This is a genomic window from Acidimicrobiales bacterium (assembly GCA_016716005.1).
GTDB lineage: Bacteria > Actinomycetota > Acidimicrobiia > Acidimicrobiales > JADJXE01 > JADJXE01.
In genome coordinates, this window is sequence record JADJXE010000001.1 from 2,820,397 (window position 1) to 2,832,194 (window position 11,798).

General features: G+C 74.3%; 15 protein-coding genes. 8 read left to right on the forward strand and 7 right to left on the reverse strand.

Annotated elements, in window-relative coordinates; genetic code table 11:
* Positions 1–20: 20 nt before the first annotated feature.
* The 3 genes from IPM45_13875 to IPM45_13885 all read left to right on the forward strand — a co-directional run bounded on the left by IPM45_13875 (position 21) and on the right by IPM45_13885 (position 2,117).
* Entirely contained in the window at positions 21–584 is a 564-nt protein-coding gene (locus IPM45_13875; protein ID MBK9180623.1) for a hypothetical protein, read from the forward strand.
* 87 nt (positions 585–671) lie between these two features.
* Positions 672–1,187, forward strand: coding sequence for a MaoC family dehydratase (locus IPM45_13880; GenBank protein ID MBK9180624.1), 516 nt, complete (start codon positions 672–674; stop codon positions 1,185–1,187).
* 168 nt (positions 1,188–1,355) lie between these two features.
* Positions 1,356–2,117 carry an A/G-specific adenine glycosylase gene (locus IPM45_13885; protein MBK9180625.1) on the forward strand — a complete coding sequence of 254 codons (762 nt, stop codon included), beginning with the start codon at positions 1,356–1,358 and terminating at the stop codon, positions 2,115–2,117.
* Between the two features lie 33 nt (positions 2,118–2,150).
* Here IPM45_13885 and IPM45_13890 read toward each other — a convergent pair whose 3' ends face one another.
* The 4 genes from IPM45_13890 to IPM45_13905 are packed head-to-tail and all read right to left on the reverse strand — an operon-like array spanning position 2,151 to position 4,989.
* A complete protein-coding gene (locus IPM45_13890) occupies positions 2,151–2,381 on the reverse strand; it encodes a hypothetical protein (protein ID MBK9180626.1) in 231 nt (76 codons plus the stop codon).
* A 21-nt stretch (positions 2,382–2,402) separates the two neighbouring features.
* On the reverse strand, positions 2,403–2,681 hold the full coding sequence (locus tag IPM45_13895; GenBank protein ID MBK9180627.1) for a hypothetical protein: 279 nt from the start codon (positions 2,679–2,681) through the stop codon (positions 2,403–2,405).
* Positions 2,678–4,123 (reverse strand): thioredoxin family protein, encoded by a 1,446-nt coding sequence (locus IPM45_13900; GenBank protein MBK9180628.1) that lies wholly within the window; start codon positions 4,121–4,123, stop codon positions 2,678–2,680. Before IPM45_13900 ends, IPM45_13895 begins: the two co-directional genes overlap by 4 nt.
* Positions 4,120–4,989 (reverse strand): alpha/beta hydrolase, encoded by an 870-nt coding sequence (locus IPM45_13905; protein ID MBK9180629.1) that lies wholly within the window; start codon positions 4,987–4,989, stop codon positions 4,120–4,122. Before IPM45_13905 ends, IPM45_13900 begins: the two co-directional genes overlap by 4 nt.
* Before the next feature lie 143 nt (positions 4,990–5,132).
* Here IPM45_13905 and IPM45_13910 point away from each other — a divergent pair, with 143 nt between their 5' ends.
* From IPM45_13910 to IPM45_13920, 3 genes are all read left to right on the forward strand, one after another.
* Positions 5,133–5,975 carry an MBL fold metallo-hydrolase gene (locus IPM45_13910; protein MBK9180630.1) on the forward strand — a complete coding sequence of 281 codons (843 nt, stop codon included), beginning with the start codon at positions 5,133–5,135 and terminating at the stop codon, positions 5,973–5,975.
* Between the two features lie 68 nt (positions 5,976–6,043).
* Positions 6,044–6,535: a flavin reductase family protein gene (locus IPM45_13915; protein MBK9180631.1), complete on the forward strand. Its 492-nt coding sequence runs from the start codon at positions 6,044–6,046 to the stop codon at positions 6,533–6,535.
* 21 nt (positions 6,536–6,556) lie between these two features.
* The gene (locus IPM45_13920) at positions 6,557–6,931 is read left to right on the forward strand and encodes a hypothetical protein (protein MBK9180632.1); all 375 of its coding nucleotides are present in this window, start codon (positions 6,557–6,559) and stop codon (positions 6,929–6,931) included.
* 139 nt (positions 6,932–7,070) lie between these two features.
* Here IPM45_13920 and IPM45_13925 read toward each other — a convergent pair whose 3' ends face one another.
* A complete protein-coding gene (locus tag IPM45_13925) occupies positions 7,071–9,134 on the reverse strand; it encodes a S9 family peptidase (GenBank protein ID MBK9180633.1) in 2,064 nt (687 codons plus the stop codon).
* Positions 9,135–9,220: 86 nt separating this feature from the next.
* Here IPM45_13925 and IPM45_13930 point away from each other — a divergent pair, with 86 nt between their 5' ends.
* Both IPM45_13930 and IPM45_13935 read left to right on the forward strand, forming a co-directional pair.
* Positions 9,221–9,739, forward strand: coding sequence for a gamma carbonic anhydrase family protein (locus IPM45_13930; GenBank protein MBK9180634.1), 519 nt, complete (start codon positions 9,221–9,223; stop codon positions 9,737–9,739).
* 69 nt (positions 9,740–9,808) lie between these two features.
* On the forward strand, positions 9,809–10,690 hold the full coding sequence (locus tag IPM45_13935; GenBank protein ID MBK9180635.1) for an LLM class F420-dependent oxidoreductase: 882 nt from the start codon (positions 9,809–9,811) through the stop codon (positions 10,688–10,690).
* Positions 10,691–10,707: 17 nt separating this feature from the next.
* On the opposite strand, the gene IPM45_13940 is transcribed toward IPM45_13935, so the two are convergent.
* The gene (locus IPM45_13940; GenBank protein MBK9180636.1) at positions 10,708–11,556 is read right to left on the reverse strand and encodes a sigma-70 family RNA polymerase sigma factor; all 849 of its coding nucleotides are present in this window, start codon (positions 11,554–11,556) and stop codon (positions 10,708–10,710) included.
* 14 nt (positions 11,557–11,570) lie between these two features.
* A complete protein-coding gene (locus tag IPM45_13945; GenBank protein ID MBK9180637.1) occupies positions 11,571–11,789 on the reverse strand; it encodes a DUF2892 domain-containing protein in 219 nt (72 codons plus the stop codon).
* Positions 11,790–11,798: the final 9 nt, after the last annotated feature.

An 11,798-nucleotide genomic window follows, 5' to 3' on the forward strand; every position in this document is an offset into this window, starting at 1 on the left:
GGCGTCGGTAGTGTCGTGGGGTGCCCCAGCTCATGCCCACCCTCCGTCGCGCCGGCGCGCTCGCGCTGGGCGCGATCCTGCTCACCGCCCTGCTCGCCGGATGTGGAGACGACGACGACAGCGGCGGTGGCGGCGGCTCGGCCGACGTCGACCTCGAGGAGCTCTCGTCGCAGTGCGAGGAGCTGGCCACCACGGTCGAGGACCCGCTCGCCTACCTGTTGGACGACATCGCCGGCCTCGAGGAGGCGACGGCCGGGGCCTCGGTGTCGCCGGACCAGTTCGAGGCCATGCGCGACCGGGTGTCCGAGCTGAGCGAGAAGGATCAGCGCTACGTCTCGTGGGCGACGTGCATGGTGAACCTGGGCCCGCCGGTGCGCTTCGCGTGCGGCCCGGTGAACCCGGAGGCCACGTACCTCGTCGAGCTGAACGAGCAGTGCAAGCCGATCTACCCCCCGTCGCTGACCGACGAGGTGGTCACCAACCCCATGCCGCACGGAGAGATCCCCGTCCCGCCGGCCACCACCGAGACGACCGTCCCGGTGACGTCGGCGGACCAGGGCACCTCGACGACCGCTGGCGCGTGAGCCGGCCCGGCGCGGGCTGGTGGCGCTGGGCACCCCTCTCGTAAGGTCGGGGCTGTCCCCACGGCCGCTCACAGCGAGGTGAGGCGCGTGACCGTCTACGACCGCCCCTTCGGTCGCTACCTCGAGGACTTCGAGGTCGGCGACATCTACCGGCACTGGCCCGGCAAGACCATCACCGAGTACGACGACCACCTGTTCTGCATGATCACCATGAACCACCACCCGTTGCACACCAACGAGTGGTTCGCCGAGAACGAGACCGTGCACAAGAAGAACGTGGTGGTGGGCAACCTCGTCTACTCGCTCGTGCTGGGGATGAGCGTGCCCGACGTATCGGGCGCGGCCATCGCCAACCTCGAGGTCGAGTCGCTCACCCACAAGCGGCCCACCTTCCACGGCGACACCATCTACGCCGAGACCCGCGTGCTCGACAAGGTGGAGTCGTCGTCGAAGCCCGACCGGGGCATCGTCACGGTGGAGACGAAGGGCTTCAACCAGCGCGGCGAAGAGGTCTGCTACTTCCGCCGCAAGGTGATGGTGTGGAAGCGCGAGGTCGCCCCGCCGCGGCGTCGGCCCTACGGCGACGACGTCTGGGACGCCTAGCGTGACCGCCGGCGGCGGGCCGCCGGCGCTGCACCACACCGACGTGCACGGGTGCGGTCGGCGACCCTGATCCCCGACCGGGCCCTGCTGCGGTGGTTCGGCGCGCAGCGGCGCGACCTGCCCTGGCGCCGCACCCGCGACCCGTGGGCCGTGCTGGTGTCGGAGCTGATGCTCCAGCAGACCCAGGTGGCGCGGGTGATCCCCCGCTACGAGGCGTTCCTCGCCGCCCTGCCCACCCCGGCGGCGTGCGCGGCCGCCCCGCTGGGCGAGGTCGTGCGCCGCTGGGAAGGCCTCGGCTACAACCGTCGCGCCGTCAACCTCCATCGCGCCGCGACGGCGGTGGTGGAGCGCCACGGCGGTTCGCTGCCCGCCGCCCTGGACGCCCTGCTCGCGCTGCCGGGGGTGGGGCCCTACACCGCCCGAGCCGTGCTGGCGTTCGCCTTCGAGGCCGACGTGGGCGTGGTCGACACCAACGCGGCGCGTGTGCTGGCCAGGGTCGCCGGCCGCCGTCTCGGCCGCCGGGACGTGCAGGGCCTCGCCGACGCCGCGGTGCCGTCCGGAGCGGGATGGGCCTGGAACCAGGCCGTGCTCGACCTGGGTGCGACCGTCTGCGTCGCCACCGCGCCCGCCTGCGGTCGCTGCCCGGTGGCCCGCGGGTGCGCCTGGCGTGGCGGCCGCGGGCCGGCCGGTCGGGCCGACCCGGCGGTGGGCTCGGCCGGTGTGAGCGGTGGGCAGTCGCCGTTCGCCGGGTCCGACCGCCAGGGCCGGGGTCGCCTGGTGCACGCCCTGCGGGCGGGGCCGGTGGCCCGGGCCGACCTGGCCGCGGTGATGGGCTGGCCGGCCGACCGCTCACGCGCCGAGCAGGTCGCGGCCACCGTGCTGGCCGACGGGCTGGCGGTGGAGCGCGACGGCGCGCTCCACCTGCCCTGACCGCCCGCGCTGGCCCGCCCCGGCGAACCGTGCCTACGGCCGGTCCCGGTCGGTGAGCTCGGCCAGGATGGCGTCGAGGGCGGCGTCGGCGTGGGCCCGCATCTCGTCGTCGGTGCGGTCCTGGATGGGGTGGGGCACGAGCACCCGCGCCACCGACGGGAACCCGAGGGCGCCGGCCTGGGCCTCAGCGGCCCGGGCGAACTCCGACGAGGCCACGAACACGCCGGGTACCCCACGGGACTCGAGATCGACGATGTCGTGCACACTGCACGACGTGCAGCTGCCTCAATCGGCCAGCGCCTCGATCACCAGGTCGCACGTGATGGAGATCTGGTGGCGCAGGTCGATGGGCGCGGGCTTGGTGAAGGTGGGCTTGCGGTAGCGCTCGACCCGCACGCCCAGCTCGGTGAGGCGCTCCTCGAGGCGGTCGAGGAACACGTCGCCCCGCGGCTTGGAGATGTCGAGCAGGCCGACGGTGCGCCCCTGCAGGCTCGGCGGGCGGCGGACCCGCTCGCGCGTGGCCGGCGCCCGCTCGCCGGTGGGATCCAGGATCACGGTCGTCATGCGAGGATCTCCTTGGTCACGGGCTGGCTGCCCACGTCGCCGTTGGCCCAGCCACCGATGATCGTCGAGAACAGCCCCGCTCCGCCGCCGGCGTGCACCAGCAGGATCCCGTCGGGGCGGAACTTCGGCAGCGTGAGCGCTGCGAACGCCTCCGGGACGCCTTCGGCGATCCCGCCGGCGCCCCGGACGATCTCGTCGCCGGGCAGCTGTAGCCGGGCGTGGAGCTCCTCGACGATCCGGGCCCGGTCCCAGCCGGCGTCGGCGAAGACACGGGCGTGCTCGGGCCCGACGACGAGCACCGCGTCGAACCCGAGGGGGAGCTTCGGGTGGTGGACGGTGCGCAGGCACGACGCCAACGTGCCGGCCAGCGACTCGGGCGTGCGGCTCAGCTGGTCGACCACGCACCGGGGGCCCTCGCCCGCGAACAGCGTGACGGTGGAGGTGCCGGCGGGCGCGCCGCGGCTCACCGACAGCGGCTCCCACGGCGATCCCTCCTCGTCCTCGGCGAAGCAGAACGAGAGCTTGCCCGGGTTGCCGTGCGTGGCCCGGTCGACCTCGCCGGGGCGCCCGCCGCCCACGTTGCGCACCACCAGCTGCAGGGCCCGGCCGATGGCCAGGTTGGCCCGGTTGCCCTGACCGAGGGCGTTCACGCCGCTGTTCATGCCGAGGCGCCGGCGGATCGGCCCGTTCACCACGATCACCGGCCCCACCGGCATGGTGGTGGCCAGCACACCGTGGACGTTGAACTCGTCGGTGCACGCCGCCTCCAGCGCGGCCAGCACCACCGGGAGGTGCTCGGGCAGGCAGCCCGCCATCACCGCGTTGACCGCCACCTTCTCGACGGTGCCGGCCACCAGGTCGGGGGGCACCACCGCGACCACCTCATCGGGCTCCCGGCTGGTGCCCTCCAGCATCCGCAGGACCCGCTCGGGGGTGGGCGGCACCACGGGGAGCCCGTCGGTCCATCCCCGAGCGAAGAGGGCCTCCATCTCGTCCTCGGCCGACGCCAGCTCCACCCGGCGGCTGCGCAGGCGGTCGCCCGAGAAGCGGGCGCGGAGCTCGTCGACCCGGTCGGGGTCGACCGAGAGCGAGCCGCAGCCGGGCCGGAACTCGGGGAGCCCGGCGCCCAGCCCGCTGACGCCCGTGAGCGCCTCCCACCGGGATCGCATCCAGCCCTCGGCGCGGGCGACCTCCTCGCCGCCCTCGATCCGCAGCACGGTCGGCACGGTCTCGATCGCCCAGTGCCAGGAGACGGCGAGGTCGGCGTCGTGGTCGTGCTCGACCGAGGCCGGGAAGGCCGGGTCGTCCTGGGTGAGCACGGTCAGGCGACCGGCCGCGGCCAGCTCGGCCAGCACCGGCTCGACGAGCCGGCACGTGGCGCAGTCGCGCTTCACGATCACTGCCAGGCCGTCGGGGAGGGCCGGCGCGGGGGCCGGGCTCATGCCGTGAGGAAGCCGACGATGCGCTGGTTGACCTCGGCCGGGCGCTCGAGGTGCAGGAAGTGCCCGGCCCCCTCGACGATCACCACCTCGCTGCCCGGCCCGAGCGACGCCAGGGCGCCATCGGCCACCTCGGCGCCGACGCAGCCGTCGTCGGCGCCGTGGAGGTACAGCGTGGGCTGCGGGGTGGGGAGGGTCGTGGCGATCTGCTCGGGCTCGAGGGCCGGGTCCTTGAACCCGTCGCCGAGCGTCGCCCGGTAGTAGCCGAGGGCAGCCTGCAGGTTGGCGGGGTCGCGCAGGGCGGCCTTCACGTGGCGCAGCTCGGCGGAGGCGTCGAACCCCGGCGACCAGTCGGCCCACAACCCGTCGATGAAGGCCAGGTCGTCCAGGCCCACGACCACGTCGGACAGCGGGTGCTGGAAGAAGAACATGTACCAGCTGCGCTGCAGCTGGGGGTAGCGCAGGAACCCCTGGGCCACCGAGCTGGCCGGGGGGACCGCGGCGGTGACCACCCGCCGCCAGCGGTCGGGCGCGTGGGCCGCGGCGCCGTAGGTGGCCATCGCCCCCCAGTCGTGGCCGATGATCACGGCGTCGCCGTCGCCGCCCAGGGCGTCGTGCAGGGCGATGGCGTCGGCCGCCAGCGCGCCCGTCTGGTAGCGGCCGTCGGGGGGCACCGAGGTGGGGGCGTAGCCGCGCATCCACGGGGCCACCGCCCGGTAGCCGGCGTCGGCCAGGTCTGGCAGCAGGTGGCGCCAGGTGCGGGCGGAGTCGGGGAAGCCGTGCAGGCAGAGGGCCAGCGGGCCCCGGCCGCACTCGAGGAACGCGAACTCGGCCCCGTTGGCCGTGACCCGGCCCTCGAACAGCTCCATGCATCGACGCTAACCGCCGGTGGGGGCGGTCGCCACGGGCCGTCGGCCACCCGCCGACCGCCCGCTCGTGACCTGCGTCACCAACCCTTGCGTCACCTGCCGTTCACCTGACTACCCTGTTGTCTTCCAGTCCGGGGGGATGGGTGCTGACGGTCGGCTTCTACGGGGTGCGGGGCTCCACGCCCTGCTCGAGCGAGGCGAACCGGCGCTTCGGGGGCAACACCTCGTGCGTCGCGCTCGAGGTGCCCGGCGAGGACCCGCTGGTGTTCGACCTGGGCACGGGCCTGCGGTTCTGGGGCCACACCCAGCCCGACGACGGCACCTTCCACGGAGCCGCCCTGGTGAGTCACCTCCACTGGGACCACGTGCAGGGGCTGCCGTTCTTCGTGCCGATCAACCGGCCGGGCGCCACCCTCGACGTGTACGGCCCGCACCAGGAGGGGAGCCCGTCGGTCGAGGACGCCTTCCACGAGTTCATGCGGCCGCCGTACTTCCCGGTGCAGCTCGACGGCCTTGCCGGCGAGGTGCGCTTCCACGACCTGGGGGTCGACGACGTGGCCATCGGCACGGCCAAGGTGCGGGCCCGCCCCGTCCCCCACGTGGGCCTCACCAGCGGCTACCGGGTGGAGTGGGGCGGGGCGTCGGTGGCGTACGTCAGCGACCACCAGCAGCCCCTCGACGGGTCGCTGCGTGTGCCCGACGACGTGCTCGAGCTGTGCGACGGCGCCGACCTGGTGATCCACGACGCGCAGTACACGCGCGAGGAGTTCTGTCAGAAGCCCCACTGGGGGCACTGCACGGTCGAGTACGCGGTGCACGTCGCCCGCGAGGCGGGCGCCCGGCGCCTGGCCCTGTTCCACCACGACCCCGACCACCACGACGCCGTCCTCGACGTGATCTCGCGCAACGCGTCCGACGCCGGGGAGCGCGTGGGCCTCGAGGTGCTGACCGCCCACGAGGGCCTCACCGTCGCCTTCGACGGCTGAGGTGTGGGCGGCCCGGCGGGCCGTGGCACGATCTGGTGTCTCGTCCCCCCGCTCCAGGAGGCCGCTCCGTGGCCGACCAGCTCCCGCTCGACCCGGCCTCGTTCCGTCAGGTGCTCGGCTACTTCCCGACCGGCGTCACCGTGATCACCGCCCACCCGGCCGGCGAGGCCCCGGTCGGCCTGGCCGTGGGCTCGTTCACCTCGGTGTCGCTCGAGCCGCCCCTGGTGGCGTTCTGCCCGGCCAGGACCTCGGGGAGCTGGCCCAGGATCCAGGCCACCGGTGTGTTCTGCGTGAACGTCCTGGCCGCCGACCAGGAGCACGTGTGCCGGGTGTTCGCGGGGAAGGGCGACGACAAGTTCGCCGGCCTCGGCTGGCGGCCGTCGCCGGCGGGGTCACCGGTGCTGGCCGACGCGCTGGCCTGGATCGACTGCGCGATCGACGCGGTGCACGAGGCCGGCGACCACTTCATCGTGGTGGGTCGGGTCACCGCGCTGGCCGTGGAGCGTGCGGAGCGCCCCCTCGTGTTCTTCCGTGGCGGCTACGGCAGCGTCGCCAGCTGAGCCGGCCCGGGTCCGGGCGCCGTGATCGGCTGGCTGGCGGGCGCCGCCGTCGGCGTCTCGCTCCTCGTGGCCGGGGGCGCCAAGCTGCGCGACCCGGCATGGCCCTCGCAGGCACGCGGGCTCGGGGCGCCGGCCGTCGTGATCCCCGTGCTGCCCTGGGTCGAGCTGGTGCTGGGCGCCCTGCTCGTCGTCCACGTCGCGCTCCCGTGGACCGCCTGGGCGGCCGTCGCGCTCCTCGTGCTGTTCACGGTGCTGGTCGTGGCGCGCCTCGTGCAGGGCCGGCGGGTGCCGTGCGCCTGCTTCGGCCGGCTCTCGGCCGCGCCGATCGGCCCGGGCACGATCGTCCGCAACGCCGTGCTCGTCGCCCTGGCCGTGCTGGCGGCCGTCGCGGCCTGAGCCTGGCCGGCCCGGCGGCGACCTCGGCGGGTGGCACGCGCCGTTCTGTGTGGACGAACCCGCATCCCATCGGGATTCGCCTTCACAGAACGGTCGACCCGGCGGGGGGGGCGGGGCCGTGGGCCGGTCGGCGAGGGGCTCAGCGATCGACGCCGAGGGCGGCGAGGAGGAACGCCAGCACGATCGCCTCGTCGCGCCAGGCGTCGTAGCGGCCCGACGGCCCCCCGTGCCCGGCGCCCAGCTCGGTGCGCAGCAGGACGGGCCGGTCGCCGGTGGTGACGGCGCGCATCTTGGCGACCCACTTGGCCGGCTCCCAGTACTGGACCCGCGGGTCGTTGAGGCCGGCGGTGACCAGCATGGCCGGGTAGGCGACGGAGGCCACGTTCTCGTAGGGGGCGTAGCCCTTCATCCGGGCGTAGGCCGCGGGCTCCTCGGGTTTCCCCCACTCCTCCCACTCGCCCACGGTGAGCGGGAGCGACGCGTCGAGCATGGTGTTCACCACGTCGACGAACGGCACCTCGGCCACCACCGCCGCGAACAGGTCCGGCCGCATCGCGGTGGCCGCTCCCACCAGGAGCCCACCGGCGCTCCCGCCCCGGATGGCCAGGCGCCCGGCGGCGGCGTACCCGGTCGCGACCAGGTGCTCGGCGCAGGCGATGAAGTCGGTGAAGGTGCTGGTCTTGGCCTCCATCTTCCCCTGCTCGTACCAGCGGCGGCCCAGCTCGCCGCCGCCGCGGACGTGGCCGATGGCGAACACGACGCCTCGGTCGAGCAGGCTGAGACGGGCCGGGGAGAAGGCCGCCGGCATCGACGCCTCGTACGACCCGTAGCCGTACAGCACGCACGGCGCCGTCCCGTCGACCGGCGTGTCTCGTCGACGGACGATCGAGAGCGGCACCCGCGTGCCGTCGGGTGCGGTGGCCCACTCCCGCGAGGTGACGTAGGCGTCCTGGTCGTACCCGCCCAGGACCGGGTGGCGCTTCTTCAGCACCCGAGTCGCGGCGTCGAGGTCCTCGTCGTAGACCGACGGCGGCGTGACCATCGACGTGTACGTGAAGCGGTACGTGGACGTGTGGTACTCGGGGTTCGCTCCCGGGCCCACCTCGTAGACCTCCTCGTCGAAGGCCAGCTGGCGCTGCACGCCGTCGGATACTCGCAGCACGGTGATCCGGGGGAGGGCCCCGGTCCGCTCGTGCACGACGACGTGGTCGGCGAAGGCCTCGACGGTCACCAGCGCGACGTCGTCCCGGGGTGGGAGGAGCTCGGTCCAGTGCTCGGGGCCGGGCGACGCCACCGGCGCCTCGACCAGGCGGAAGTCGACCGCCCCGTCGTTCGTCACCACCAGGAAGCGGTCACCCTGGTGGTCGAGGTGGTACTCGACGCCGTCCCGGCGGGGCGCCACCACGCGAGGAGCGCCCGTCGGGTCGCGGGCGTCGAGCACGTGCACCTCGTCGGTGATGCGGCTGCCGGCGTGGATCACCACGAAGGCCTCGCTCCGGGTGGCGCCCAGGCCCACCTCGAAGCGCTCGTCGTCCTCCTGGTACACGAGCACGTCGGCCGACGGGTCGCTGCCGACTTCGTGGCGCCACACCTGCCAGGGCCGCATGGCCTCGTCGGGGACCACGTAGAGGTAGGTCCTCGAGTCGGCCGCCCAGGCGCCGCCGTAGTACGTGCGGGGGAGCTCGTCGGGGAGGTCGGCGCCCGTGTCGAGGTCGCGGAAGCGAGTCCGGTACACCTCGGCCCCGCTCGTGTCCTCGCCCCAGGCCAGCAGCCGGTGGTCCGGGCTCACGTGCAGGCCGCTGGTCTCGAAGTACGTGTGCCCCTCGGCCTGCGCGTTCTCGTCGAGCAGCGCCTGCTCGGTGCCGTCGTCGCCCGCCTCCGAACGGCTCCGGCAGTGGATCGGGTACTGCAGGCCCTCGACCGTGCGTTGGTAGTACCACCAGTCCCCCTTGCGGGCGGGGACGGAGAGGTCGGTCTCCTGCCAGCGCCCCTTGATCTCCTGGAACAGGCGCTCCTGGAGGTCGCGGGTGGGGGCGAGCACCGCCTCGGTGTGGGCGTTCTCGGCCTCGAGGTAGGCGACCACGTCGGGGTCGTCGCGCTCCCGGAGCCAGGACCAGGGGTCGTCGACGGCGTCGCCGTGGATCGTCCGGGTGTGCGGGACCTGCTTGGCCACGGGTGGGGTGGCCGGTGCGAGCTCGGGCATCGGGGCGACGCTACCGGGCGCTGCGGGGCACGCCACGGGTGCTGCGCCCCCTGGCGCGTCGGGGTCGCGGTCGGCTACGGAGGGGCATGGCCATCTACGCGCTCGGCGACCGCACCCCCACCATCGACCGCACCGCCTACGTCCACCCGCAGGCCACCGTGATCGGCGACGTGGTGATCGGGCCCGAGGCCTCGGTGTGGCCCGGGGCGGTGCTCCGGGGCGACTACGGCCACATCGAGGTGGGCGCCCGCACGTCGGTGCAGGACGGCGCGGTCGTCCATGCCACCGCAGAGCTGGCCACGGTGATCGGGGCCGACTGCGTGGTCGGCCACCTGGTGCACCTCGAGGGCTGCACCATCCACGACGGCGCGCTGGTCGGGTCGGGATCCGTCGTGCTGCACCGAGCGGTCGTGCGGTCCGGTTCGCTCGTGGGCGCGGCCGCGCTCGTGCCGGGCGGCATGGTGGTGCCGGAGGGGGCGATGGCGCTGGGCGTGCCGGCCAAGATCCTGCCCGACAGCGCAGACCGCATCGCGATCGTGCGGGGCGTCGAGACCTACCGCGACAACGCCCGGCGGTACCACGAGCAGCTCCGTCGCCTGGACTGAACAGACGAGCGCCTGCGCAGGACCGGGCCGGCGCGTGCCGAACGCCGGCGGCTCACGTAGCGTCGGCGCATGGACCTCGGACGCGTCGGCCTGTGGACGTTCCAGCTCGACCTGCAGCCCATGAGCCGGGCGCAGGAGATCGCCGCCGAGCTCGACGAGCTCGGGTGGGGCGCGCTGTGGGTTCCCGAGGCCGTCGGCCGCGAGCCCTTCGCCAGCTGCGCCCTGCTGCTGTCGGCGACCCGGCGGATGGTGGTGGCCACCGGCATCGCCAGCCTCCAGACCCGCAGCGCCCTGGTCATGAACGCCGGCTGGCGAACCCTCTCGGAGGCGTTCCCGGACCGGTTCCTGCTCGGCGTCGGGGTGAGCCACGCACCGATGGTGGAGGGCGTGCTCGGCAAGGCCTACGACCGGCCGTACTCCACGATGAAGGCGTACCTCGACGCCATGGACAGGGGGCTCTTCTTCGCCGCCGCGCCGGCGACCGAGCCGCGCCGGGTGCTGGCGGCCCTGGGCCCTCGGATGCTGGCGCTGGCCGGCGAGCGGGCCGCGGGCGCGCACCCCTACTTCGTGCCCGTGGAGCACACGGTGGCGGCCCGGGCCGTGCTGGGCGCAGGGCCGCTGCTGGCACCGGAGCAGGCGGTGGTGCTCGAGGCCGATCCGGCCGAGGCCCGCCGCATCGCCCGCCAGCACATGCAGACGTACCTGGGGTTGCCGAACTACACGAACAACCTGATGCGCCTCGGCTTCACCGACGACGACCTGGCCGGAGGCGGGAGCGACCGGCTGGTCGACGCCATCGTCGCCTGGGGCGACGTCGACGCGGTGGTGGAGCGGGTGCAGGCCCACCACGACGCCGGCGCCGACCACGTGTGCCTGCAGGTGCTTCCCGCCGACCCCGGGGGGCTGCCCCTCCAGGGTTGGCGCGACCTGGCCGGCGCCCTCGTGGGCTGACCCCGGTCGAGGCCCGTTCAGGTGCGGCGGTCGGCCACGCGGTCGGCCACGCGGTCGGCGACGTGGCCGGCCACGCGCTCGGCCAGGTCGGGCGGCACCACCGAGTCGGGGTCGCGCAGGGCGCCCAGCTCGGCGCGCACGCCCACCAGGCCCGCGTACAGCGGTGGACACGTCGGGCACCCCTCGAGGTGCTGTTCGAGGGCGAGGCTGGTGGTGGGGTCGAGCTCGCCGTCGAGGTAGTCGGACACGTAGCGGCGGGCGTCCCAGCAGCGCAGCACGACGCCCGTGAGCGCCACTCGCCGCTCGGCCCCGCGGGCCAGCTCGCTCACGAGCATCATCCTCCCCCTGCGGATCCGCTGCTTGGCGTTGGCCAGCCCGATGCCCTGGGCGTCGGCGATGTCGGCGGCCGTCCACGTCTCCACGTCGTGGAGCACGACGGCCGCCCGGTACACGAACGGCAGTCGCACGAGCGCGTCCTCGAGCTCCTCGCGGGTCTGGGCCCGCTCGACCACCGTCGCCGCGTCGACGGTGTAGTCGTCGGCCCGCCACCGCCGCTCCACGTCGTCGGCGACGGCATCGGCTGCGTCGACCGGCTCCTCGCGCCCGGTGCGCCGGAACCGATCGACCGCGAGGTTGTGCAGGACCCGCCGGAGCCATGCCAGCGGCGGGGCGTCGCCGCGGTAGGTGCCGCCGCGCTCGAGGGCTCGCAGGAAGGTGTCCTGCACCAGGTCCTCGGCCGTGGCCGGGTCGCGGGTGAGCGACACCGCGTAGCGGTACAGCGCGGGCCCGCACGTGACGGCGAGGGATCCCACGTCGGGGCGGGACCCCTCGCCGGCGGCGGGATCGGCGGTCGGCGGGACGGTCACCGCCGCGAAGCCTGTCAGGCGGCCGCCCCGCGTCGCGAGCAGGTGCTCACCTTGAAGATGGGGTAGAGCGGGCAGAAGCCGATGGCCGAGGTGCCCAGCATGATGGCGGCGACGGCCAGGCCGACGACGAAGCCGACGCTGCCGGGTCCGGCCACGATCGCCAGCACCACGGCGAGCGGCGCGACCACGAAGGTGCGCACGAGGCGGTCGACGGTGCCCATGTTCTTGTGCATCGGGGGTCC

Excerpts from the sequence above, each read along its gene's own strand:
- IPM45_13945 (MBK9180637.1), bottom strand. The coding sequence starts at position 11,789 with ATGCACAAGAACATGGGCACCGTCGACCGCCTCGTGCGCACCTTCGTG.
- IPM45_13905 (MBK9180629.1), bottom strand. The coding sequence starts at position 4,989 with ATGGAGCTGTTCGAGGGCCGGGTCACGGCCAACGGGGCCGAGTTCGCG.
- IPM45_13900 (MBK9180628.1), bottom strand. The coding sequence starts at position 4,123 with ATGAGCCCGGCCCCCGCGCCGGCCCTCCCCGACGGCCTGGCAGTGATC.
- IPM45_13935 (MBK9180635.1), top strand. The coding sequence starts at position 9,809 with ATGGACCTCGGACGCGTCGGCCTGTGGACGTTCCAGCTCGACCTGCAG.
- IPM45_13885 (MBK9180625.1), top strand. The coding sequence starts at position 1,356 with ATGCTCCAGCAGACCCAGGTGGCGCGGGTGATCCCCCGCTACGAGGCG.
- IPM45_13925 (MBK9180633.1), bottom strand. The coding sequence starts at position 9,134 with ATGCCCGAGCTCGCACCGGCCACCCCACCCGTGGCCAAGCAGGTCCCG.
- IPM45_13895 (MBK9180627.1), bottom strand. The coding sequence starts at position 2,681 with ATGACGACCGTGATCCTGGATCCCACCGGCGAGCGGGCGCCGGCCACG.
- IPM45_13930 (MBK9180634.1), top strand. The coding sequence starts at position 9,221 with ATGGCCATCTACGCGCTCGGCGACCGCACCCCCACCATCGACCGCACC.